21 protein-coding genes are annotated in these 22,784 nt (G+C 69.2%); 6 read left to right on the top strand and 15 right to left on the bottom strand.

What is annotated here, in order from left to right; all coding sequences use genetic code 11:
- Positions 1-25 precede the first annotated feature (25 nt).
- Positions 26-418 carry a pyridoxamine 5'-phosphate oxidase family protein gene (locus AB0H54_RS22340; RefSeq protein WP_357347432.1) on the top strand — a complete coding sequence of 131 codons (393 nt, stop codon included), beginning with the start codon at positions 26-28 and terminating at the stop codon, positions 416-418.
- Positions 419-489: 71 nt separating this feature from the next.
- Here AB0H54_RS22340 and AB0H54_RS22335 read toward each other — a convergent pair whose 3' ends face one another.
- The 3 genes from AB0H54_RS22335 to AB0H54_RS22325 form a co-directional block, all read right to left on the bottom strand.
- Positions 490-1,698, bottom strand: coding sequence for an amidohydrolase family protein (locus tag AB0H54_RS22335; protein ID WP_357347430.1), 1,209 nt, complete (start codon positions 1,696-1,698; stop codon positions 490-492).
- Between the two features lie 183 nt (positions 1,699-1,881).
- Entirely contained in the window at positions 1,882-2,991 is a 1,110-nt protein-coding gene (locus AB0H54_RS22330) for a GGDEF domain-containing protein (RefSeq protein WP_357347428.1), read from the bottom strand.
- Positions 2,992-3,165: 174 nt separating this feature from the next.
- Entirely contained in the window at positions 3,166-4,326 is a 1,161-nt protein-coding gene (locus tag AB0H54_RS22325; protein WP_357347426.1) for a helix-turn-helix domain-containing protein, read from the bottom strand.
- A gap of 489 nt (positions 4,327-4,815) precedes the next feature.
- On the opposite strand from AB0H54_RS22325, the gene AB0H54_RS22320 reads away from it, so the two are divergent.
- The 3 genes from AB0H54_RS22320 to AB0H54_RS22310 all read left to right on the top strand — a co-directional run bounded on the left by AB0H54_RS22320 (position 4,816) and on the right by AB0H54_RS22310 (position 7,361).
- Positions 4,816-5,373 carry a helix-turn-helix domain-containing protein gene (locus AB0H54_RS22320; protein ID WP_357347424.1) on the top strand — a complete coding sequence of 186 codons (558 nt, stop codon included), beginning with the start codon at positions 4,816-4,818 and terminating at the stop codon, positions 5,371-5,373.
- Positions 5,374-5,575: 202 nt separating this feature from the next.
- Complete coding sequence (locus AB0H54_RS22315) at positions 5,576-5,731, top strand: hypothetical protein (protein WP_357347422.1); 156 nt, start codon at positions 5,576-5,578, stop codon at positions 5,729-5,731.
- A 256-nt stretch (positions 5,732-5,987) separates the two neighbouring features.
- Positions 5,988-7,361, top strand: coding sequence for an ammonium transporter (locus tag AB0H54_RS22310; protein WP_357347420.1), 1,374 nt, complete (start codon positions 5,988-5,990; stop codon positions 7,359-7,361).
- Positions 7,362-7,401: 40 nt separating this feature from the next.
- Here AB0H54_RS22310 and AB0H54_RS22305 read toward each other — a convergent pair whose 3' ends face one another.
- Positions 7,402-7,707 (bottom strand): hypothetical protein, encoded by a 306-nt coding sequence (locus tag AB0H54_RS22305; RefSeq protein WP_357347418.1) that lies wholly within the window; start codon positions 7,705-7,707, stop codon positions 7,402-7,404.
- A 268-nt stretch (positions 7,708-7,975) separates the two neighbouring features.
- On the opposite strand from AB0H54_RS22305, the gene AB0H54_RS22300 reads away from it, so the two are divergent.
- Positions 7,976-8,248 (top strand): hypothetical protein, encoded by a 273-nt coding sequence (locus tag AB0H54_RS22300; protein WP_357347416.1) that lies wholly within the window; start codon positions 7,976-7,978, stop codon positions 8,246-8,248.
- Between the two features lie 21 nt (positions 8,249-8,269).
- Here AB0H54_RS22300 and AB0H54_RS22295 read toward each other — a convergent pair whose 3' ends face one another.
- From AB0H54_RS22295 to AB0H54_RS22245, 11 genes are all read right to left on the bottom strand, one after another.
- Positions 8,270-9,223, bottom strand: a complete 954-nt coding sequence (locus AB0H54_RS22295) for an NAD(P)-dependent alcohol dehydrogenase (protein ID WP_357347414.1) — start codon at positions 9,221-9,223, stop codon at positions 8,270-8,272.
- Between the two features lie 73 nt (positions 9,224-9,296).
- Positions 9,297-10,664: a hypothetical protein gene (locus AB0H54_RS22290; RefSeq protein WP_357347412.1), complete on the bottom strand. Its 1,368-nt coding sequence runs from the start codon at positions 10,662-10,664 to the stop codon at positions 9,297-9,299.
- An 11-nt stretch (positions 10,665-10,675) separates the two neighbouring features.
- Entirely contained in the window at positions 10,676-11,500 is an 825-nt protein-coding gene (locus AB0H54_RS22285; protein WP_357347410.1) for an ABC transporter permease, read from the bottom strand.
- 14 nt (positions 11,501-11,514) lie between these two features.
- Positions 11,515-12,462 carry an ATP-binding cassette domain-containing protein gene (locus tag AB0H54_RS22280; protein ID WP_357347408.1) on the bottom strand — a complete coding sequence of 316 codons (948 nt, stop codon included), beginning with the start codon at positions 12,460-12,462 and terminating at the stop codon, positions 11,515-11,517.
- Positions 12,459-13,697, bottom strand: coding sequence for a nucleotide disphospho-sugar-binding domain-containing protein (locus tag AB0H54_RS22275; RefSeq protein ID WP_357347406.1), 1,239 nt, complete (start codon positions 13,695-13,697; stop codon positions 12,459-12,461). Before AB0H54_RS22275 ends, AB0H54_RS22280 begins: the two co-directional genes overlap by 4 nt.
- A gap of 4 nt (positions 13,698-13,701) precedes the next feature.
- Complete coding sequence (locus AB0H54_RS22270; protein WP_357347404.1) at positions 13,702-15,123, bottom strand: condensation domain-containing protein; 1,422 nt, start codon at positions 15,121-15,123, stop codon at positions 13,702-13,704.
- Between the two features lie 430 nt (positions 15,124-15,553).
- Positions 15,554-16,873, bottom strand: coding sequence for a diacylglycerol kinase family protein (locus tag AB0H54_RS22265; RefSeq protein WP_357347402.1), 1,320 nt, complete (start codon positions 16,871-16,873; stop codon positions 15,554-15,556).
- A 52-nt stretch (positions 16,874-16,925) separates the two neighbouring features.
- Entirely contained in the window at positions 16,926-17,357 is a 432-nt protein-coding gene (locus tag AB0H54_RS22260) for an acetyltransferase (protein WP_355271768.1), read from the bottom strand.
- A 172-nt stretch (positions 17,358-17,529) separates the two neighbouring features.
- Positions 17,530-19,368, bottom strand: a complete 1,839-nt coding sequence (locus AB0H54_RS22255) for a glycoside hydrolase family 15 protein (RefSeq protein ID WP_357347400.1) — start codon at positions 19,366-19,368, stop codon at positions 17,530-17,532.
- 70 nt (positions 19,369-19,438) lie between these two features.
- Complete coding sequence (locus AB0H54_RS22250; protein WP_357347398.1) at positions 19,439-21,043, bottom strand: MFS transporter; 1,605 nt, start codon at positions 21,041-21,043, stop codon at positions 19,439-19,441.
- Between the two features lie 16 nt (positions 21,044-21,059).
- Positions 21,060-21,593, bottom strand: coding sequence for a hypothetical protein (locus tag AB0H54_RS22245; protein WP_357347396.1), 534 nt, complete (start codon positions 21,591-21,593; stop codon positions 21,060-21,062).
- 602 nt (positions 21,594-22,195) lie between these two features.
- On the opposite strand from AB0H54_RS22245, the gene AB0H54_RS22240 reads away from it, so the two are divergent.
- Entirely contained in the window at positions 22,196-22,765 is a 570-nt protein-coding gene (locus tag AB0H54_RS22240) for a hypothetical protein (RefSeq protein ID WP_357347394.1), read from the top strand.
- Positions 22,766-22,784 lie beyond the last annotated feature (19 nt).

Here is a 22,784-nt window from a genome sequence, read left to right as displayed (position 1 = left end):
CAGCGAACCGAAGATGGAGTGTGTCATGACCGCACAGGTGCCCGCCGAACTCGCGGACCTGCTCCGGCGGCCGATCGTCGGTGTTCTCGGAACGGTCGCGCCGCACGGTGCTCCGGACCTGTCGCCGATGCGGTTCAAGTGGGACGGTGCGCATCTGCGGATGAGCCATACCATTCCGCGTCGCAAGTTCACCAGCCTGCAGGCGAATCCGAACTACTCGTTCCTGATCACGGATCCGGATGCTCCGTCGCGATGCCTGGAAACCCGGGGGTGGCTGGTCACGGTGCTCGGGGACGAGAAGGGCGAGTTCTACCAGGAGCTGAACGAACTCTACGGTGACGCCGGAGGTGAACTGCCCGACGACGTCTACGACCGTGTCGTGCTGATTCTCGATGTCACCAGGTTCCTGGTCAAATGAGGACGGCCGCCCGCCCCGGCACCGTCGTTCCGGTGCTGGGGCGGGCGGCCTGATGGGGTGGCTCCGCCGAGTCAGTCCAGCGTGACCTTGGCGCCGATCAGTTCGAGCGCGTTGTCCCGCATGACCTTTCGGGTGTCCTCGTAGGAGAACTCCGGGAACTGCGGGATATCCGCGGTGAAGGTGGTCGGATCGGCGAGACCCTCACCGTGCGGCCAGTCGGAGCCGAACAGGATCTTGTCGACGCCGATCGTCTCGGCCAGCAGCTTGACGTCGTCCTCGTAGTACGGGGCGATCCAGACGTGGTTCTTCAGCTGCTCGACCGGGTCCTCCGTGAAGTGGTACGGCGCGGTGTTCGCCGCCTTCTTCAGGCGCTTGATCAGGCGGTGGACGAAGTACGACCCGTTCTCGATGCTCGCGACCTTGAGCTTCGGGTGCCGGGTGAAGACCTGGTGGACGATCATCGAGGCGATGGTGTCGTGGATCGCCCGGTCGTCCAGGAGGATCTGATCCAGTGGATCCTTCTTGCCGAACCCCTCGAATTGGGCCTTGCCGCCCCACAGCGCGTTGATCGCGAGGTACCCGCTGTCGGACAGGTGGAAGCCGACCGGCACCCCGGCCTCGGCCAAGCGGGCCCACACCGCGTCGTGCAGCGGGTCGCCCAGCGATCGTGGGTGCGTGACGCCGGGCACCGGCGCCGGGCGGACCAGGACCATCTTGGCGCCCCGGCTCAGCACGAACTCGACCTCTTCGATCGCGGCCACCGGGTCGGCGAGCGAAATGATCGGCGCCGCGATGATCCGATGGTCGGGCCGGTCGAATCCCCAGTCCTCGTCGAGCCACAGGTTGAAGGCGTGCAGGGAAGCCATCGTCGCGGGGATGTCGTGCTTGAGTGCTTCCTCCACCCCGCAGGCGAAGGTGGGCAGCATGAAGACGGTCTCGAGCTTCTGCCGGTCCAGGACCGGTACGCGGGCGTCGCGCTGCTGGTACTCCGGGTGGTCGGCCAGGCGGTCGACTTTCATCAACGAGGCGGGATCGACGCCGTCCGGGATCTCACCGCGGAACAGCAGATCGAGGCAGCCGGGTTCGATGATGGGGTCGAACGTCGGGTTGGGGACGAAGTGATTGACCTTCCCGCCCATGATCGCGAGGGTGCGCTTGCCGTCCTGGACCATCTGCACTCCGCGCTGCCGGAATTCCTTGGGCAGGTGGCGGGTGAACGCGTCCAATGATTCGTAGTAGTGGTTGTCGACGTCGATGGCGAGATAGTCCAGCGTTGTCATTCCCTGTCCCTTCGTTGCTGAAGCCGCCGTCGAGGCCTGGCGGCCGACCGTCACCAACGCTACGGTCATTCATACTGTATCGCTTCCAGTATTGCACTTGGGGCATCGGATGGCGAGAACGGAAGGGAGATCGAATCGGTGCCCAGCGCCCGTCGTCGGCGCAGGAAGTTCCGGAGCCGGTCGTTACCGGCGGTCGTCCTCGTGCGGGTGGTGATGATTCGGTAGTGGCGTGAGATCGTCGACCACCACGAGGTTTCCGCCGGACTGCTTGGCCCGGTACATCGCCGCGTCGGCGCATTGCAGCAGTCGGTCCGGAGCTGGGTGCTGGCACTGGGGGCATGTCGTGGCGTCGAAGACTGCGACGCCGACGCTCGCGGTGACCATCACGGTGGTCTCCGAGGGTTCGGCGACGACCTGGCACAGCCGTTCGGCCTCGACCCGCGCGGCGGCTGCGTCGATCGGGGCGGCCACCACGAATTCCTCACCGCCGGTGCGTGCCACCACGGTGGAATCACCTGCGGCAGCGCGCAACCGGCGCGCCGTTCGGGCCAGGACAGCGTCCCCGATGCTGTGTCCCCAGGTGTCGTTGACGTTCTTGAATCGGTCGAGATCGAAGCAGATGACACAGATCGCGGGACTGCGGTCCATCAGCTGCGGCAGTCGGTTCTCGAGCCCTCGGCGGTTGAGGAGCTCGGTCAGCGGGTCCGACAGCGACTCGGTGCGCAGGAGCCAATAGAGGAGTTGGAACGCGGGCATCGCGACGGCCACCGACGCGAGCAGGAGCGCGACCGCGACCGCCAGGCGCACCTCGCCACCGCCGGTAGCGATCCGCGCCGACAGCACCAGCACCGACAACACCGACCAGACCGAATGCGCGGCCAGCGCTCGCGCGCTGTGGAAGAAGCTCAGGTAGCTGCCGGTGACCAGGAGAAGTACTGTGCCCATAGCGCCGAAGAGTCGATCCTGCAGCTGCAGGAATTCCACGGTGAACAGCACGTCGGCGCAGGCGATGAGCAACAGCGACTCGGTCCTGTTCGGCCAAGGAAACAGCCACCAGCGTACTGCCCACAGCGTCCCGGACAGCACCCCGATGATCGAAGCGATGCCGGGATCGCCGGGCGGCCCCACCGAGGTGCCGGCGATCACCGCGCCCATCACCGCGATCGCCGCGCCCGCGATGCCGATCAGTATCTTGAGTGGTCCCAGCGCCGATCGGGCCGCCAGCGTCGCGACCAGCCACCGGTAGTCGACCGGGTCTTGCCACCAGGCGCGCAGCGTGTTGCCGTCGCTCATCGGCCCACCCTCGGTCCCCGACTGCGTCGCCCACGGTCGCTCGCGCCGTTGTGAGAAATCTGGAAATCCCACCAGCTCATCGGTAGTAGTCTAGGTCGGATCCGTTCATGCTCGGCCGGATCTCGCGGTTGACGGACGGTTCCCGAACGACGCGTTCGGCCGGAATCGACCCGACTACGGAGTCGGAAGGAGCGCGTCGCCGTAGATCTCGAGGCAGCGTAGGGCCAGTTCGATATGGACTCGTCGGCGCTCGATCTGGCGACCCATGCGACGCTCGGCCTGGTGGAGTCGGTAGCGGACGGTGTTCGCGTGCACGCCCAGCAGGTCAGCGGTCGCGCCGATGCTACCGCCGGCGTAGAGGAACTCGCGCACAGTATCGCGGATCCGTGCCACCGGCTCGCTGCGGTCGGCCAGGTCGCCGAGCTCGCGCTCGACGAGCGCGCGCACAGCATCGATGTTTCCGTCGCCGGTGAGCATGCACACCAGGTCGACGTCCTGATAGACGGTGACGGCTGCGGCGTGAGAAGCGCTGGTCGCGATTCGCTGCGCCGAGCGTGCTTCCGGATGGCTGCGCCGGAAGCCGTCCACCCCGGGGTTCGGGATGCCGACTGCGACTCGGGTGTGCGTGGTCGGCGGCGCCGGGAGGTCGCCGGTCTCCGGGCGATGCGGCGTTCCCAACCAGGCCCACATGCCGTGAGCGCCGCTGCTGACCAGCAGCGGCGGTGGTGCTCCTAATGAATCGGCGATGTCCGTCGCGTGTTCGCGCAGTAGATGCGGTGCCTGCCGGGCGGGTACTTCGCGGTCGGTCCAGAGGACGAGGGCGGTCTGGAAATCGTCCATCGGGTGGCGGAGATCGTCGGGTGAACCGGCGGTCGGCGCGGGCTCGCCGTGCAGGATGGCCTGAACCGTTGCCGTGCGGTGGGCATCGGAGGTGTGGATGTGGTGTTCGCGCTCGCTCATGTACGCGGCGACGATGTCATCGAGGCAGTTGTCGAGCCACAGTGTGCTGCGTTCCCAGAAGGTGACCAACACGACCCCGCGGAGCTCGGAATCCGGGATCTGCTCGTTCAATACGTGGGTGATGTATCGCCACAGCCCTCGCTGTGCGGCCCGGTACGTCTTGAGCAGCATGTCCACGCCATAACCACGGCGCGCCACAGTCCGCGCGCCGTCGACGGCCTCAGTGGGTGGGTGTGCCTCGAACCGGGTACGGCCGACCACGGCTAGGAAGTTCAGCCAGTGTGCCCGTGTGGCCGCGCGGACCTCCCGATGGAGTTCGGCATCCGCGAGAAAGTGTGGAAACGTCTCCTGGATCGCGGCATCGACGGTGGACATGATCGGCTCGCTCGCGGACTCGGATCGCATCCGCAGTGCGAACGCGGTGAGCCACTCGAGGGCTGTCGTCGTACTCGCCCCGGCGGCGGGCGTCGATTCCGCCACGCCGGGTCGTGCTGTCCTCACTGCGGCGTTGGGCGATCGAACCGAGGTGCCTGCTCGGGGGGCGTTGATGTGCTGTCGGGGGTAGCGGATGCCAGCATCACTGCACCCTAGCCCAACCGGACTTGCTTGTCCGGATGTTTCGGACTCTCGGTATCCGGCCCGCCCCGAATTGTATGACTGCACGATTCGTGGACACGAATTTGGGCGAGGAAACAACTTGTGATGAACAGTTGGTGGCGATGTGACTGGCGATAGCCGCACGTGAATTCATCCGGCGTTATTCAAAGCGACCACCGCGTGGGGAAGTCGATTGTTGGGCTACGCCCGTCTGTATCGTCGCCGGTTGTGACCGGGCGGGGTCGACTTGTGGGTAGCGTAGTCCGGATGAGCTCGTCACGTCGTGTCAACAGGGGGCCCGCCGCCGCCGCCGGGAATCGCGTTGCCCTCCTCGCTGCGGCGAAGGCCACCTTTGCCGAACACGGTTTGGATGCGCCATTGAACCTGATAGCGCGCACGGCGGGAGTCGGCCAAGGGAGCCTCTACCGGCATTTTCCGACTCGTGAGGCGATCATCCTGGCGGTCTTCGACGAGAACCTCGCCCAGCTGGAGGCGATGGTCGCGAAGACCGACTCGACGCTCGACGAGCTGCTGGCGGAGATCTTCGACCAGATCGTCGAGGTGGCAGTCTTGTTCGACCTGTTCCGTCTCGCCGACAGCAGCGACCCTCGACTGGCGGAGATCATCGCCCGGCTCTACGCCCTGCTCGATGAGAAACTCGCCGACGACAGTCGACGTGGCAGTGTCCGTCGCGGGGTCACGGCCGAGGACATCTTTCTCGCCGTGGGAATGCTGGGCGCGCTGCTGAACAAGACGCCGGAACGGGAACGGGCATCGGTGGCGGGTAAGTGCTGGGGATTGTTGCTGCGCGCGCTATATGAGTGAAACCTGGAGCACGCGACGAATTCAGGTGTACTCATTCGCAAGATTCAGCGGTAACCGAATATTTGCGCCCGGTTGGAATGACCGCCGGACGGCGGGACCCCGGGGCGAGTCCATTGGGTGCGATCATGTTGTCCAACCTCATTCAGGCAAGACCCTGGTGATGTGGCTCGATCGTGGGTGTGGGAGCCACAACACTGGGACGGTGCTGCCGGATGAGGACTACGCGAGCGTGGTACCCAATCCTCCGACACGGTTCGGGGTCGGCGAGCTGCGGGATGCGTTTGTGGATGTGGTCACCGACGAGCGCGATCCGCAGTGGATGGCCGAGGAGCGCCGCGCCTACTTCGAGGGCCTGTGAGGGTTGTTCGACCTGGATCTGCCGACCTCACGCCGGACCGTCGGCTGGGGTCCGACTCGGTATGTGCGGGGTCTGGTGGTGGACGCCTCGCGGGCCGAACACCGCGCGTTGCTGGACCTGCTGCTGAGCGGGCTCCTCGGCGATCGTGTGGAACTGGTGTTCGTCGGAATTCATCGGCTCGAAACACCGCGGGTTGTTCGGGGAAACAGCGCTTCTCGATGCTGTGCCGGAATCCTGTCGGACAAGAGGTACGAATGTGAATTCGGGAGATACCGCGTGGGTGCTGGCCTGCGCCGCGCTGGTCATGTTGATGACACCGGGACTGGCGTTCTTCTACGGCGGCATGGTTGGCAGCAAGAGTGTGCTCAACATGTTGATGATGAACTTCGTCTGTCTGGGCGTGGTGTCGACGCTCTGGGTGCTCTACGGCTACAGCGAAACGTTCGGTGACGACGTCTTTTACGGGCTCGTGGGGGACATGTCGCACGTGCTGCTGCGCACGACCCACGGGACGTTGTCCGGCCCGGTGGGGCACCAGATCCCCACCATGGCCTTCGTCATGTTCCAGTTGATGTTCGCGGTCATCACCACGGCGTTGATCACCGGTGCGATCGCCGGGCGGACACGCTTCTGGTCGTGGATTGTGTTCGCGGCCCTGTGGGTCACTGTCGTCTATTTCCCGGTCGCGCATTGGGTTTTCCACGTCACCGGTTTCACCGACACCGATTCCTCCGGCGCCTCCGCCGATGTCGGCGGATGGATCGCGAACCAGCTTCGCGCGTTCGATTTCGCGGGTGGCACCGCGGTGCACATCAACGCGGGCGCGGCGGCGCTGGCGTTGGCGCTGGTGCTCGGCAAACGCCACGGCTGGCCGCGCAGCATCGCCCGGCCACACAATGTGCCGTTCACCTTGCTCGGCGCGGCCCTGCTGTGGTTCGGCTGGTACGGCTTCAATGCCGGATCCGCGCTGACCGCAGGCGATCTCGCCGCGCTGGCGTTCACCAACACCACCATCGCGGCAGGCGCCGCGTCGTTCGCCTGGATCGTCGTCGAACAACTCCGGGACGGGAGACCCACCACCATCGGGGCGTCCTCGGGCGCGGTCGCGGGGTTGGTCGCCGTCACTCCCGCGTGCGGTTTCGTCGGCGTCGTCGGCGCTCTGTGTATCGGTGTGGCCGCGGGTATCTGTTGCGCGCTCGCGGTGAGCCTGAAATACACCTTCGGCTACGACGATTCGCTAGACGTGGTCGGAGTTCACCTGGTCGGCGGCGTGGTCGGCACCCTGTTGGTCGGCGTGTTCGCCGACGTCTCGGTCAACCCCGCGGGTGGCAACGGCCTGCTCTACGGTGGCGGGTTCCTCCAGTTGCAGCGCCAGGCCATCGCTTCGGTGGCCGTCATGGCCTATTCCTTCTTGGCGACCCTGCTGCTGGCGTGGATCGTCGACCGGCTCATCGGCCTGCGCGTTGACTCCGAGTCCGAGGCCGAGGGCATCGACGAATCCGAACATGCCGAGTCCGCTTACAGCCTGAACCTCCCGCCCGCGGGCCCGGCGCCTGCTCTCCTACCGTCCCGGCCCCAACGTCTCCCTCCGCCCCGCCCAGCCCCGCGGCCCAACGACCACCGCTGGTGAGACAGTGGGGCCGCATCGGCTACGCCGCGGTGATGCCTGCTCAGCGGGGTGAGCCGGCCCTGTCACCCTTCGGCGCCGTCTTGCTGGTGACCAGGCCGATGCCGAAGCCGAACACCGTGATCGCGAAGAAGCACAGCAGCAACCCGCCGATCTTCGCCTCGGCGTCGGTGTCGGGACTGCGCCCGGAGCCGGAGGATCCGGCGACCACCGCGGCGGGATCGACAATCGCCTGGATTCCGGTGATCAGCAGAACTATCGCCACCAGGATCAGCGCGATACCGCCGATCACGCGCTTGGCGGTCCGGCGGGGCGGGCCGGCGGATTCGGGGATGTCGGGGACTGACATGGCACGCAACCTATCACCGTGAGGCGACTCGGTTGCGTGCGCTAACGAACGGCTCTCTCGTTCCGCGGCAGGGCTGTCTAGCAATATCGCCGACGTTATCGAAGCCGAACGCCAGTCTGAGCCGGGGCCGATTGCCAGTCTGAACCGGAGAGGCGTGGTGCGACGGTGTTGTCGCGCGCGAGCCGACACGCGGGCTCGGTGTCGGCCGCGGCGGCCCGGATCGTACGTAGAGTCCGAAGTCCGAAGTCCGACGGAGGAGGCTGGATCTATGGCACGCGAGCTGTTGGCCGGGATCGTCGTCGCGATCGGTGCCGCTGTGGTGGCTGTGGGGTTGGTGTCTGCCGGGTCCGGTTGTGGCGGTGCAGCACCGGATGCTGGTTGTGGATCGGTGCCCGAGCAGGCCGAGGTGGGGCAGGCGCAACCGAGGACGAAGACCATCACCGTGACCAAGACCGCCGCACCGGATGGGAAATCGTCCACGCCGACCAACGTCCCGAAGTCGACGAAGACGAAGACGGTCACGGTCAGCAGGACCAAGTAAAGCCCCGACGGTCCCCGCTGTTCAGTCGATCTCGACTACTACCTTTCCGAGTGCGCGGCCCGCGCCGACGTATGCCAAGGCCAGCGGCGCCTCCTCGAGCGGGAAGATGCGGTCGAGGTGGATGTCGATCTCTCCCGCCACGCACATGCGCGCCAGCGGCTCGAAATGCGCAGGCCCTTCCTTGACGACGAGTACGCCGAGCGAACGTCCGCTCACCAGGCCGAGGAGCGCGCCCGCCGTCGCGGTGCGCAGCACGGCCCGGGTGGTCCCGCCGACGCAGCGGTACCGGCCGCCGCGCGTCAGCGCCCGGCGGTAGGCGAAGACCGATCGGAGGGCGACGAGGTCGAGTATCCGGTCGTAGGGTCCGGTGCGGGTGAAGTCCGTGACGCGGTAGTCGAGGACCTCGTCGGCGCCGAGCCCGCGCATGAAGTCGAGTTTGCCGGCGTTGTCGACGCCGGTCACCCGGGCGCCAGCCCGCTCGGCCAACTGGATCGCGAACGCGCCCGTGCCACCGCCCGCCCCGTTGATCAGTACCGACATCCCCGGGGTGATGCCCTCTGTGCCCTGGATCGCGATCGCCCCCGCCTGCGGCACCGCGGCGGCCTCGGCGAATCCCAGTTCCCGTGGTTTGTGGGCCACCGTGGACGCGGGCGCGACGGCATACTCGGCGAATCCGCCTTTGTGCAGGAGATTGTCGCTGTACACCGCGTCACCGGGCGCGAACCCGGTCACCGACGACCCGACGGCCTCGATCACGCCCGCTATATCGGAGCCGAGAATGCCTCGGCGCGGTGCCCGCAAGCCGCCGATCCGCGAATAGAACGGTGACCCACGCAGATTCTCCCAGTCCGAGAGGTTCAGCGAAGTCGCGCGCACGCGGATGAGTACTTGGTCCGCTGCGGGCTCGGGGACGGGAACGTCGGTGAGGGACAGCACTTCCGGACCGCCGTAGCGGTCGTAGACGACGGCCTTCACGAGGTCTCCGAGGGCATCCGGTGGCAGCCTGACACGCCACGGATTCTAGTCGAAGCGATCCGCGGCCCTCGGATCACCAGTAGTGCGGTGTCAATCCCCAGAAGTCGAATTCGGCGGTGAGGAGGGTGCGCAGAGCGGCGCGGGTCGGGAAGCGGTCGGGGTCGGCGCCGGTGACGGCGAGGGTCACGGTGCGGCCGTCGGTGGAGAAGGACAGGTTCACGCCGACCTCCACCCGGCGGAACATGGCGGGATCGTTGGTGCACACGACCGGGCGCATGAGGACGGCGGCGGCCCGGTGACCGGCGAAATCCGCCACGCCCTGGGCGGTCTCGCCGAGATTCGTGCACAGGCACTCCGGTGCGGTGGCGGTGCGGGCGAAGTGGCGCAGGACGAAGCGGGGCAGGATCATCTGGAGCGGTTGCAGATGCTGGAGGGCGGGGGTGGTCGCCGGGTCGCGGTAGGCGGTCGCGGCTCGCTTGACCGCCGCCCTGACCGCGCCGAGGTCGATGCGGTCGGTGGCGCGGTAGTGGACCGAGATCGGCAGGCCGGTGGTGGCATTCGCGCGCGGGTCGTCGGCGGTGCGCATCGAATGGGGGATGTCGACGCGGATGTCGGCGGCGTCGCCGACGCGCCCGCTGCGGCCGAGCAGGCCCGCGCCGAGGGCGATCAGGAGTCCGTTGGTGGTGCCGGAATGCGTGGCGGCGATGGAGTTCCACTGATCCAGGGACAGGTGCACGACGGCATCGGCGGGCGACCAGCGATCCGGCAGCGGCAGCTCGGGGTCCGCCGGTCGGGGAGTGCGGCCGGGCTCGGTGACGGCGCGCGTCGCGAGGGCGGCCCGGATTCCCCGCGCGACGGCCCGGAGCTGGACCACGGCGTCGGAGATGTTCGCGCCGAACGTATTCCGGGGTGCCCGGCCGACCAGACTCCCGGAACTCACGGTCCGATCGGGCTCTTCGGTCAGGCGGGCCAGCGCGTCACCGACGGCGAACAGCACCGCGCCGCCGTCGGAGGCCACATGCGAGGTCACCAGCGACACCAAGGTGCCGCCCGTGGTGGTCGGCGCGGCGGACAACCGCCACACCGACCCGGCCGTGGGGTCGAAATCGATTCGGCTCTGGGCGAAGTACCAGTCCAGGACCTCGTCCTCGGTGACCGGCACCGTGTCCCAGCCGAGCGGGATCGAGGCGGTGGCGGGCACCCAGTACGGGCGGGCGAAGGGCACCCGGGTGCCCTGGACCCGGCGGGCCAGGAAGCCGTGGGCGAGCTGGGCGTGGAAGCGGTTGAGCAGCTCTCGGCTCAGCGGTTCGTCGAATCGCCAGGCGAGCTGGTTGACCAGCGCGTTGCCGTAGAGGCTGTGCAGTTTGAGGAACAGGTCGTCGTCGGCGGTGAGCCGGTTGACGGCGGCCGCGGGGGTGATCGCGGGGGCGGTGAGTGTCATGGGGGCTCCTCTCAGCGGGCGCGCAGCGTGCGGACGGTCAGGGGCGCGAACACGGCGACGATGACGAGCGAGGCCACCACCGACCAGCAGGCGTCGGCGCCGATCGTGCCGTCCTCGGCGAGCGTGCGCACCGCCGACACCAGATACGACACGGGGTTGTAGTCGGAGACGTAGGCGAGCCAGGTGGGCATCGATTCCTCCGGCACCAAGGCGTTGGAGGCGAAACTCAGGAACGTCAGCACCAGCATCGACATGCCCTGCACGGCGGCGGGCCGCGACACGGTGACCCCGATGAACGCGAACAGCCAGCTGATCGCCGTGGTCGCCAGCACGACCAGCACCGCGCCGGCGACGAATCCGAGCGGATGCGCGGGGCGGTAGCCCATGGCGAAGCCGACGATCACCACCGTGGTCGCGGCGATCACATATCGGGTCGCGCCGGCGAGCAACGCGCCGGCGACGGGCGCCGATCGGGCGATCGGCATGGCGACGAACCGGTCGAACACCCCCGACCTGATGTCCTCGGACAGCTGCACACCGGTGGCGACCGAGGAGGTGAGCACGATCTGCACCAGCACGCCCGGGATCAGAATCGGCAGGTAGGCCGTCATGCTGCCCGCGATGGCGGTACCGAAGATGCTGCCGAACAGGAGCGGTCCGACGATCGGCAGCAGCAGGGCGTCGTAGAGCAGCTGGGGGCTGTGCCGGAAGGTGAGCAGTCCGCGCCAGGCCATCAGCAGCGACTGGAACAGCGCGGCGGGCAGGCTCACGTGGGTGACCCGGGGGCGGCGATCGATCGTCGCGGGGGCGGCGATCTCGGCGATGGTGACGGTCATGGTGGTCTCCGTGATCAGGCGGCGGCGCGGGCCGTGCCGGTGAGAGCGAGGAACACCTCGTTCAGGTCGGGTCGGTCGACGGCGAAGCCGCGCAGCGCGATGCCAGCGGCCCGGCAGGCGGCGACGATGTCGGCGGCGGTGCCCGCGTCCGCGAGCGCGACGGTGAGGATCCCGGCCGAGGATCCCTCCGGTACCTCGCCGGTGAGGTCGGCGACGATGGCCTCCGCGTGCGCGGACTGAGCCGTGTCGGCGAGTTCGAGGCGCAGCACCTGATCGCCGATGGAGGCCTTGAGCTCGGCGGCGGTGCCCTCGGCGACGATGGCGCCCCGATCGATGACGGCGATCCGGTCGGCCAGCGCGTCGGCCTCCTCGAGGTACTGGGTGGTGAGCAGGACGGTCGCGCCGCGCGCGACGAGCTTGCGGATGATGCCCCACATGCGGTCGCGGGTGTGCGGGTCCAGTCCGGTGGTCGGTTCGTCGAGGAAGATCAGCGGGGGATCGGTGATCAGCGTCGCGGCCAGGTCGAGGCGCCGCCGCATCCCGCCGGAGAACTGGCCGACCGGCCGATCGGTGACCGCGCTCAGTTCGAACTCCTCGAGCAGTTCGGCGCTGCGGGCGGCGGCCTCGCGACGGGAGAGCCCGAGCAGCCTGCCGAACAGGCGCAGATTCTCACCGGCGGTGAGGGTTTCGTCGACGGAGGCGTACTGGCCGGTGAGCCCGATCATCGAGCGCACCGCGGTGGCCTCGCGCACGATGTCGTAGCCGAAGATCTCGGCGCTGCCACGATCGGGGCGCAGCAGCGTCGCGAGCATGCGGACCGTGGTGGTCTTGCCCGCCCCGTTGGGGCCGAGCAGGGCGAAGACCGTGCCCGCGGTGACGGTGAGGTCGACGGCACCGACGGCGGTGAAGTCGCCGTAGGACTTGCCGAGTCCGGTGATCCGGATGGCGATCTCGGGGTTCATGGCAGTCTCCCTGCGGCGTGGACGAATTCGGAGGTGAGCGGGGCGAGCGCCTCGACGGTATCGGCGGCGCGCGCGACCCCGTCGGTGGTGAACGTCGCGGCGTAATCGGTGACCCGGCGACGGACGTCGGGGGTCGAGATCCGGTCGAGCAGTGCGCCGAGGCGCGCGGCGGTGAGCGTGCGCGCGGGCGCGGTCGCCGCCAGACCGAGCCGCTGGAGTGCCTGCCCCCAGTAGGGCTGGTCGGCCTGGATGGAGCAGATGACCTGCGGGACACCGGCTCTCAACGCGGCCGCGGTGGTGCCCGCGCCGCCGTGGTGCACGGCCGCCACGCACCGCGGCAGCACCTCGGCGTGGTCGACCTGATCGACGACGGCCACCTCGGCATCGAGGGAGGGCGTGATCGCGGCCCACCCCGAGGCCAGCAACAGCCGCCGACCCCGACGCGCGCAGACCGCACGCAGCATGGCGACGAACTCGACGGGATCCCCGACATCCATCGAGCCGAAGCCGACATAGATCGGTGCGGAACCGGCCGCCAGCCACCGGCGAACCGCGATCGTGGTGTCGGTGCCGTCCGCGGCGAGCACACCGCCGACGTCGACCGGAAAGCCGGTGAACGGCCCGGGCAGTTCGTCGCGCAGACCGGGGAACAGCGCGGGGTCGTAGGCCTGGATACGCACCCGGACCGGCGGTTCGCCCGCGGTCAGCACCGGCGCCAGCGCGGCGGCCCTGGCGCGGGCGAGCACCGACCAGCCCCAGCGGTGCACGACACCCGGAATCCGCTCCGCCCACCGCGCCGGAACCACCGGGACGACGGTCGTGGCCTGGATCGGGAAGAAGTGCATCGCCGCGAACGGCAGCCCGGCCTCGCGCGCCACCACGGCGGCGGCCTCCTCGCCCGCCATGCCCGCCACGACCACGTCGTGACCCGGCACCAGTTCGCGCAGGTCGGCGACCATCTCCGGCACGCCACGTCGCTGCAGGTCGAGCACCGCCCGCGCCCGTGCCCACGGATTCCGGGCACCGAATCGGGGGTCGGTGCGCTGGGCACGCAACAGCGCGGCGCTGTCGCAGCCGAACCCGACGGCGGGGACACCGTGCTCGGTCGCGAACCCGACGAGGTTGGGGGCGAGCGCGAGGGTCACCTCGTGGCCCCGGGCGATCAGCGCGCGCGCCAGCAGGATGCCGGGCTGGGCGTCGCCCCGGCTGCCGGTGAAGGCCAGCAGTGCCCGCATCGGCTCACACCGCCTGCGCGACGACCGGCGCCGCGGCGGGCGCGGGGGCGTCGAGGTGGACCGCCGCGGTGACCTCCGCGAGCGCCGCGCCGAACGCGGTGAGGAACTCGTCCATCACCTCGGCGGGCAGGCCCGCCGGATACCGGGTGGACACGTAGAGGCCGTCGGCGGCCCGCACGACCCACAGGAACACCTCGTCGGTGGAGTACGACTCCGCCCGCAGGGTCCGGCCACGCAGGTCGGCGACGAGCTCGTAGCCGGGCAGCACCCGGATGTCGAGGAAGGAGATGCCGAACCGGGGCGTCTCCGCGACCCCGAGGACCTCCAGCACCCGGGACCAGGACGCGTCGTTCGCGGTCCGCGACCGGCGCAGCGCCGTGCGCGCGCTCTCCAGCGCGGCGGCCATCCCCGCCTCGGGCTCCACCCGGATGTCGACCGGGACGACATTGACGAACCAGCCCATCGACTCCAGCCAGCGCAGATCGGGCCGGGTCGCGATCGGCATGATGGTGCGCATCCGCTCCGCGCCGAACCGGCGCTGATGGGCCACCGCCAGCGCGGCGAACACCGCCACCGACATCCGGTGGCGCACCTGGTCGAGGACCGCCTCGACCCGTTCGAGCTGGTCGAGCTCGAGCACCCGGCGCGACACACTCGGCTGCGCCAGGTCGGCCGGTGCGGGCCGGTGCGTGTGCGGGGCGAACCGCGGCATGGTGCCGTCGCCACCGGCGAGGAACTCCCGCCAGGTCGCCACCGCGGGCGAGTCGGCGTCGAGCTCGGCGGCGGCCGCTCGCTCGACCACCGCGAAGTCGGCGGCACTACCGAAGGTGGCCGACTCGCGGGCCTGCTCGCCCGCCAGTACCTCGCGGTAGAGGGTGCGCAGCTCGAGAATGAGAATGGCCTGGGAGTAGGCGTCCATGACCGAGTGATCGGCGGCCACCAGCACGGTGAAGTCCGCGGTCGCGGCGTGCTCGACCGTCGCGGCGAGCAGATGCGGCCAGACCAGCGGGGACAGGCGCAGTTCGAGTGCGCCGCACAGGAATTCGTTGATCCGGGCGCCGTCGGTGAGTCCGTCCACCCGGTGCTCGGCGATACCGACCGCCGTGGCGGGGGCGAGCAGTCTGCGCGGTTCGCCCGCGGCGTCGACGCGCACCGTGGTGCGCAACCCCTCGTGCCTGGCGTGCCAGCGACGCAGCGTCTCGCGCCAGGCGGCGGGCTCGAGGCGCGCGTCCATCTCGAAGACGGTGCCGATCCAGCGCCCACGGCCCGGTCGCGGATCGGCGGGGTCGACGCTCGCGCAGTAGCCGGCGTGCACGCTGGTCAGCGGACGGTCGTCGGGCTGCCAGGCAGCCGGGGGGAGTTCGGGCGTCCAGATCGACAACGTGCCGGGACGGATCTGGAATTCGGACAGGTGGGTGTATTCCATGACCGGGTTCACCTCGCGACGAATACATGCCGAAGCGGCGGAAGACGGATTCGAAAAAGGGGCACGTCGATGTGTCACCACTGGTGCTCTGGAACTTCGACGGCGGATATTCCCGGGAAGCCTCGGCGGATCTGATGGTATAGCCGGAACGGCGGAATTCATTCCTGTGACGGCGATCACGATTTCGCTGAACAAAACTCGTCGGTCAGTACCTTTTGCCGAGCGGTCGGCGGATTACGGCTGGCGCACAGAATATTTCGGAATGGAATTACCTGCGCACAGTGGTGTCCGCCGATACTTTTGTTCACCCGGGCCGGTCGACGGTGTCGGCGTCATCACAGCCCGGGGCGTCCGTTGTCCGGTGCTGTTTCCCCGTCGTTCACCTGACGCATGATGGCAGTGGGTGCAATCCCGGAACCGGTGACGGCGTTCAGCGCGGTGCCGCGGCGTCGCCGCGAATGGCCAAGTCGCGCAGCCGGAGCCAGTCGATCGTCGGCGGGGCGGGGGGCGTTCCCGGCCGGTGGCGCGGTACCCACACGCGCAGCGCGCCGGGTTCGATGACGCAGCGCACCGGGGTGTCGAGCTGGCGGGACTCGCCGTCGACACCGACCGGGATCTGTGGCGCGTCGGTGTCGACGGCGACTTCCGGGGTGGTGTGCTGGGTGAGGCCGCGGCTGCGGGTGCGCCGGATCAGCCCGACCGCGTCGCGGGTGTTGGCGACCGAGACGGTGACCGCCCCGAGCGTGCCGCGATCGAGGCGTTCGCGGCGGCTCAGCCCGGCGAGGTCGCTGGTGCCGTAGGGGTTGTTGCTCACCAGGATCGCTTGCGGGCCGTCGACCGTCGTCCCGTCGATGCGGGCGACGAGCCGGTTGCCGGTGTGCCCGGCGAGCAGGTCGGGCAGCAGGCGCAGCACCGTCGCGGTCTTGTCGTCGCGATAGGCGGGACTGCGCACGATCTCGGCGTAGACGCCGAACGAGGCGTTGTTGACGAATGGCAGGCCGTTGATCCGGCCCAGGTCCACCCGCAGCTCCACACCGTCGCGGAGGGCGTCGAGCCCGGCGGCGGGATCGGCGCGATCCAGGCCGAGGTCCATCGCGAAGTGATTGCGGGTCCCCGCGCTGATCACCAGGAACGGCAGGTCGTGCTCGGCCGCGATGCCCGCCACCAGCGCCTGGGTCCCGTCGCCGCCCGCCACCCCGAGCAGATCCGCACCCCGGGCGACGGCGTCTCTGGCCAGCGTCTCGACGTCGACATCGCCTTCGAGCAGGGCGACTTCCGCGCCGAGCTCCTCGGCGCGGCGGCGCAGATCGAACTTCTCCACCTTCCCGCCCCCGGAGCGCGGGTTCATGATGAGGAACGGGCGCTGGGCCACTGGGGCGGGCCGGTCGGCCGCCGGGGCGTGCGACGTCCCGGTGCGCAGCGCGACGCGCGCGCACAGCAGCGCCAGCACGGCCACCGCCACGGTGAGCAGCACCACCCACAGCAGCCGGGCCCGCACGAAGGCCACGATGACGATGATCGGCGAGAGCACCGCGATCGCCAGCGACACCCAGCGCAGCAGTCCGTACCTGGTCAGGAACCAGTACAGGGCGGCCATCGTGACGACCACGCCGCCGGTGCCGACGATCAGCACGCCGAGAGTCCCCACCACTCCCGCGAACAGCACCGGGATCACCGCGGTCAGCGCGGCGAGCAGAAGGGCGGCCCTGGCCGACCAGATCCGGACCCGCGCACCGGAGTCGGCGCTCATCGCCCGGCCCGCCACACGTCGGGCCGGGGCGATGTCGGTAGCGCCTGCGGAGTCAGTGCTGTGGTCTCCAGGTGGAGATCGCCCAGACGATCACCAGGCTGAGCCCGATGATGATGAACGACCAGGCCGGATAATAGGGCAGGGACAGGAAGTTCGCGACGATCACCAGCGCGGCGACGGCGAGCGCACTGTACCGTCCCCAGGTGGCGCCCAGGACCAGGCCGACGCCGACGATCAGCGCCAGCACCCCGAGCACGACATGAATCCATCCCCAGGTCGTCGTGTCGAACTTGTACACGTATTCGACTCCGGCGACATATATTTCGTCGTCCAGCAGCGCGGCAATGCCCTGCAGGATCGAGACCGCCGCCAAGATGAGCAGCATGCACGCGGCCGTGATGGAAATACCCTCCGCGATGGCCTGTGTCTGGAAGGGTTCTTCCTCGGGTGGCGCGCGGTGCGCCGACGAAGTATTGCTGGTCATGCTCGACTCCTCGGGATGCTGAGGGAAAGAAAGTGCCCGTCGAGAAATGGATCGCCGAGAATTGCGCCGACGGTCCGCGAGCGAAGTCGGCGAGCAGTGTGTATTCGGTGCGAGAACGCACTGATTTTACCGAAATAGTGTCCTCCGAACAAGGAATCGGGTGGTCACGGGATCAGCCCGCCGACGGGGGCGCCGCCTCGACGCGGTCGAGTTCTTCGTCGAGAGCGAGCGCGGCGGTGATCAGGGCCAGATGCGTGAACGCCTGCGGGAAATTGCCGAGTTGCTCGCCGGAGGGCCCGATCTCCTCGGCGAACAGCCCGACGTGATTGGCGTAGGTCAGCATCTTGTCGAAGGCATAGCGGGCCTGCTGCAAGCGGCCGGTCCGGGCCAGGGCTTCCACGTACAGGAAGCTGCACAGGTTGAAGGTGCCCTCGGTCCCGCGCAGACCGTCGGGGGAGGCCTCGGGGTCGTAGCGGTAGACCAGGCTGTCGCTGACCAGCTCGTGGTCCATCGCGTCGAGGGTGCTCAGCCACATGGGGTCGTTCGGTGACAGGAATCCCATGCGGGGCATGAGCAGCAGCGACGCGTCGAGGACATCGGTGGCGTAGTGCTGGACGAAGGCCTGGCGCCGCTCGCTCCAGCCGCGCTCGATGATCTGCCGGAAGACCGCGTCGCGTTCGGCGGTCCAGCGGGCCAGGTCCGCGGGTCGGGCGTGCTCGGTCGCCAGCCGGATACTGCGATCGAAGGCCACCCAGGTCATCAGCCGGCTGTAGGTGAAATCCTGACGCCCACCGCGGGTTTCCCAGATTCCCTCGTCGGGCCGGTCCCAGTGGTCGGCGAGCCAGTCGATCAGGCCGGTGAAGGTGCGCCAGCCCGCGATCGCGGCCATGTCGGTGGCCTGGGCCAGGGCATCGGCGGCCTCGCCGTAGATGTCGAGCTGGATCTGGTCGGCCGCGCCGTTGCCCACCCGCACCGGCGCCGACTTCTCGTAACCCTCCAGGTGGGGCAGGATCAGCTCCTCGAGCTTCGGATCGCCGTCCACGCGGTACATGATCTGCAGGGGCTCACCGGAGGCGGTGCCGCCCGCGTCCACCCGTTCCCGTAGCCAGCGCCGGAAAGCGAGGCCCTCCGCGGTGAATCCGAGGTCCATCAGCGCGCGGACCGAGAGGGAGGCGTCCCGGATCCAGGTGTAGCGGTAGTCCCAGTTGCGCTCGCCGCCGATCTGCTCGGGCAGTCCCATGGTGGCCGCGGCGATGGGGGCGCCGGTCGGCGCGTAGGTGAGCAGCTTGAGGGTGATCGCCGAGCGGTTGACCATGTTGCGCCAGCGGCCGCGATAGGTCGACGAGCGCAACCAGGTCTGCCAGAAGTGGCGGCAGTGGTCGAATTCGGTGGCGATGGCGGCCCATTCGGGTGCCGCCGAGGCGGCCGCGCCCGGGGCGGTGGTGGTCAGCACGACCGCCGCGCGTTCCCCCGCGGACAGGGTGAAGCGCGCGGTGACGTCCGCGCCGTCGGGGTCGAGCACGATCGGTTCGGTGGCCTGCAGGTGCAGATCGGCGGTGGGCGAACGGAAGACGGCGGTGCGCTCGTCGACCTGCTCGAGGGTGTGGGTGGCGCGGGCGTAGTCGAAGCGTGGCCGGCACTCGAGGGCGAAGGTCAGGCTGCCGCGCACCACCCGCACGACACGCACCAGCCGGTGCCGATCGGTGGGCGCGGTGCCGGGGATCGGGACCATGAAATCGGCGACCTCGCCGACGCCGTCGGGTCCGGAGAACCGGGTGACCAGGATGGCGGTGTCGGAGAGGTACAACTGCCGGACCGTGCCCGCGCTGGCCGGGTCGACCGCGATCGAGCAGTGCCCGCCCCGCGCGCTGTCCAGCAGCGAGGCGAACACGCTCGGTGAGTCGAAGCGCGGCGCGCACCACCAGTCGATGGTTCCGGCGGACGACACCAGCGCCGCGGTCTGCAGGTCGCCGACGATGCCGTGCTCGTCGATGGGTGGGTACGCGTTCACGAGCGCTCCTCGCCTCGGGACTCTGCGGTCGGCCGTGCTGCCAGCCAACCAGCCGCCCGCGGCGCGGTCCTCACCCGGAACGGGTGATTCCCGTGACCGGACGGCGGGGTAGCAGGCCGGTGCCGAACAGCGCCAGGATCGCCAGCAGCGCGGTCACCGCGAACGCCACCTGCAGTGCCTCGAGGCGGGCATCGGTGTTGACGGCCAGGATGGCCTCGGCGGTGGTGTCGTCGATCCCGGCGTTGTCGAGCGCGTCCGACAGCTGCCGGTCCGACAGGAAGGGCACGCCCGACGACAGCTCGGTGGTGGCCTGTTGCTGCACGGAGGCGGGCACCGCCGGGTTCTGCTGGATGCCCGAGATCACCGACGAGGTGAGCGTCGCGATCAGGATCGACCCGATCAGCGCGGTCCCCAGGGACGCGCCGAGCTGGGTGGCGGTGTTCTGGATGCCGCCGACCTCGGAGCTGCGCGAATCGGGCACGGCCGAGACCGTGACCGCGCCCAGCTGCGAGGCCAGCGCGCCCAGACCCAGGCCCATCAGCAGCATCGGGATCGACACCACGGCCGCGTCGGCGCCGGGATCCATGCCGGCCGCGAGCATCAGCACGCCGACGATGATCACGCCCAGGCCCAGCCGGACGACCCGGCGTGGATCGGCCTGCGGCCGGAAGCGGGGGATCCCGATCGCGGCCAGCACCAGCGCGACCGACAGCGGCAGGATGCGCACCCCGGTCTCGACCGCGCTGAGCTCGAGCACCACCGACAGGAACAGCGGCACGGTGAAGAACACCCCGGCCTGCACGGCGAACTGCGCGAAGAACATGCTCGACCCGCCGACGAGCTGCCGGTTGCGCAGCAGCGCCGGATCGACGAGCGGGTCGCGGCCCCGGTCGACGAGGTAGCTCTGCCTGCGCAGGAACAGATACATGGTGAACAGGCCGCCGAGCACCAGCCAGATGACCGCCGACAACCCGAACAGCGCGGGCGCGCCGGAGGTCGGTCGCACCCACCCCCATTCGCTCGACCGCAGCACGCCGAACACGATCGCGCCCAGGCCGAGGACCGACAGCACGGACCCGACCAGATCGAGCCGGACCTGCTCGGCGGGCGCGTCCTCGACGCGGCGCAGCACCAGCAGGATCGCCACCACGATGACCACCTCGCCGAAGAAGACGTAGCGCCACGACGCGAACGTCGTCACCGCGCCACCCAGCAGCGGACCGACGGCGACGGCGACCGCGCCGGCCGCCGCCACCATCCCGTAGGCCGCCGACCGGCGCGCGGGCGGGAAGTTGCCCGCGACCAGGGCGACGATCGCGGGCATGATCAGGGCCGCGCCGATCCCCTCCAGCAGCGACCAGCCCAGCAGCAGGACCGTCAGATTCGGCGCCAGGCCGGTGACGAACGAGCCGATGCCGTAGATGACCAGGCCGATCCCGAACACCCGGCGCCTGCCGATGATGGCGCCCACCTTGCCGCCGGTGATCATCAGCGAGGCCATCACCAGCGTGTAGAGCGTGATGGCGGTCTGGATCCCGGTGATCGTGGTGTCGAGGTCCTGGGCGACGGTGGCCATCGACACGTTCATCACCGAACTGTCGAGCGTCATCAGGAACTGGCCGGCGGCCAGTACGAGCAGGACGAGCGAACTCGACTTCACCGGTGGCGCCGACACGTGGTCCTCCTCGCGGTCAGTGGGTCAGGACGACTTTGACCGCGACGACCGTGGTGGCCGCGCAGCCCAGCACCACCGCCCCGATCAGCGTCGATCGGTCCGGGCGCCGGCCTTGCAGCCGCCGGATGACGAAGACGATGCCGGCGATCCGCACCAGCATCACGACCTCGGCCAGCACCTGCGCGGTGCGCGGCTGCAGCCACCCGAAGGCCGCGGCCGCCAGCACGACGCAGGGCACCACCGCCGAGCTGAGGATGGGCAGCGAATCGCGCAGGTCGGCCAAGCGATCCGCCGTGGTCTGCGGCGAGCCCTCGCGCACCGATCGGCCGACGCTCTCGGCGAAGGAATGCGCGATGAACGTCGACACCGCGGTCCCGAGCACCACCAGGATGCCGACGTTCTCGGCGGACGGCGCGACCGGGATCAGGGCGGCCAGGATCAGCACGTTCCCGTAGATGTAGGCGCTGATGCGGCTGGCCGCGTTGCCCTGGTCGAGGGGGACGCGGGAGAACAGGGGCCTGTGCAGGAGCTCGTGACTGATGCTGTCCATCCGTCCTCACCGTGTTCGTCGGGCGCTACCGGTCTCACGTCGGAAAGGTGTGCTTCCCCAGTACTGTATTCGCGGTTCGCGACGGCCGCGAGGAGGTGCGCCGCCTGTCGTCGTCGAGACCCGGGGCCGATCGCCCGCCGCCTCGATCTCGGGCGAATATCTGTCCGGCGTGGAATTCACCGCACCGGACGAGCTGTCCGGCAATTGTGCCCCGCACGGCATTCGAGCGCCGGGCGATTTCGCATCGGCAACGCTCTCACCTGCTGAAACATCGATTTCGTTGTCGACGAGACGAATGCGCGCGCGTGCTCACTGGTAATGCTCCAGTGCGCCGAGATCGTGTCGTGATCGGCGGTGGCGAGTTGCTATGGTGGGCAAGCGAATCGTTCGTCCGAATGTTAGGAAAACTTGATGGGAAGCACTGCTCTCGACGTCATTGCCCTGCTGGTCAACCGGGCAGCCGGATTCTGGAACTGGATGGCGACCGGCTCGGCGGGATTCCCGCCGCTGTGACGGTGTGATCTGTGCGCGCGAAACCCCGGAAGGCCTAGGGCCTTCCGGGGTTTCGCCGTTTCCGGTGCCGGGATCCGTAGGGTGGGCCCATGACGACCGTGGAGACCGGGACCGTGCCACCGACTCGGCGCTGGGTGTCGGCGATGCGCGCGTCGACGGTGCTGGCGGTCGGCGCGACCGTCGCGCTGCTGCTCGACGACGCCGCCGCCCTCGACCTGCTGATCACGGTCGCCGCGGTGCTCGCGCTGCTGGTCGCCGGTGTGGTCTGGCTGGTGTGCGCGCCGATCGGGTGCGCGCGCTACCGGCGCTACGGCACCGTGCTGGTCGCGCCGCTGGTGGTCCTGGCCGGGATCGGCGCCGTCGCGGCGGGGATTCCGGACCGGGTGGCCTGGTGGCTGTCGGAATCGGCGCTGACCGAAGTGGCGCGGGGGCGGTGCGCCGAGTCCGACGCCGGCTGGCTCGGGGTGATCCGGGTGTCCTCGGTCGCCGATCGCGACGGCGGCTGCCTGTTCGGGATCGGTGACTCGCTCGGCGGCTTGGCCTACTTCCCCGCCGGTGCCCGGCCGCCGGTGCACGTCCCCACCGCCTATCAGCCCGTCTACACCCCGTTCGACGGGAACTGGTACCGGTACTCGGTCGACGTGCACGACGGGCACTGAGACGCTCGTCCGGTTCTGT

It is taken from the genome of Nocardia sp. NPDC050718 (assembly GCF_040654235.1).
GTDB lineage: Bacteria > Actinomycetota > Actinomycetes > Mycobacteriales > Mycobacteriaceae > Nocardia.
The sequence above is the reverse complement of the archived record's forward strand: the minus strand, read 5'-3'. Positions and strand labels throughout refer to the sequence as shown.

Coding starts and splice junctions, on each gene's coding strand:
- AB0H54_RS22305 (WP_357347418.1), bottom strand. CDS start 7,707: ATGTCAGTCCCCGACATCCCCGAATCCGCCGGCCCGCCCCGCCGGACC.
- AB0H54_RS22285 (WP_357347410.1), bottom strand. CDS start 11,500: ATGACCGTCACCATCGCCGAGATCGCCGCCCCCGCGACGATCGATCGC.
- AB0H54_RS22300 (WP_357347416.1), top strand. CDS start 7,976: ATGGCACGCGAGCTGTTGGCCGGGATCGTCGTCGCGATCGGTGCCGCT.
- AB0H54_RS22245 (WP_357347396.1), bottom strand. CDS start 21,593: ATGGACAGCATCAGTCACGAGCTCCTGCACAGGCCCCTGTTCTCCCGC.
- AB0H54_RS22270 (WP_357347404.1), bottom strand. CDS start 15,123: ATGGAATACACCCACCTGTCCGAATTCCAGATCCGTCCCGGCACGTTG.
- AB0H54_RS22325 (WP_357347426.1), bottom strand. CDS start 4,326: ATGTCCACCGTCGATGCCGCGATCCAGGAGACGTTTCCACACTTTCTC.
- AB0H54_RS22340 (WP_357347432.1), top strand. CDS start 26: ATGACCGCACAGGTGCCCGCCGAACTCGCGGACCTGCTCCGGCGGCCG.
- AB0H54_RS22335 (WP_357347430.1), bottom strand. CDS start 1,698: ATGACAACGCTGGACTATCTCGCCATCGACGTCGACAACCACTACTAC.
- AB0H54_RS22265 (WP_357347402.1), bottom strand. CDS start 16,873: ATGAGCGCCGACTCCGGTGCGCGGGTCCGGATCTGGTCGGCCAGGGCC.
- AB0H54_RS22240 (WP_357347394.1), top strand. CDS start 22,196: ATGACGACCGTGGAGACCGGGACCGTGCCACCGACTCGGCGCTGGGTG.
- AB0H54_RS22260 (WP_355271768.1), bottom strand. CDS start 17,357: ATGACCAGCAATACTTCGTCGGCGCACCGCGCGCCACCCGAGGAAGAA.
- AB0H54_RS22290 (WP_357347412.1), bottom strand. CDS start 10,664: ATGACACTCACCGCCCCCGCGATCACCCCCGCGGCCGCCGTCAACCGG.
- AB0H54_RS22320 (WP_357347424.1), top strand. CDS start 4,816: ATGAGCTCGTCACGTCGTGTCAACAGGGGGCCCGCCGCCGCCGCCGGG.
- AB0H54_RS22280 (WP_357347408.1), bottom strand. CDS start 12,462: ATGAACCCCGAGATCGCCATCCGGATCACCGGACTCGGCAAGTCCTAC.
- AB0H54_RS22330 (WP_357347428.1), bottom strand. CDS start 2,991: ATGAGCGACGGCAACACGCTGCGCGCCTGGTGGCAAGACCCGGTCGAC.
- AB0H54_RS22275 (WP_357347406.1), bottom strand. CDS start 13,697: ATGCGGGCACTGCTGGCCTTCACCGGCAGCCGGGGCGACGCCCAGCCC.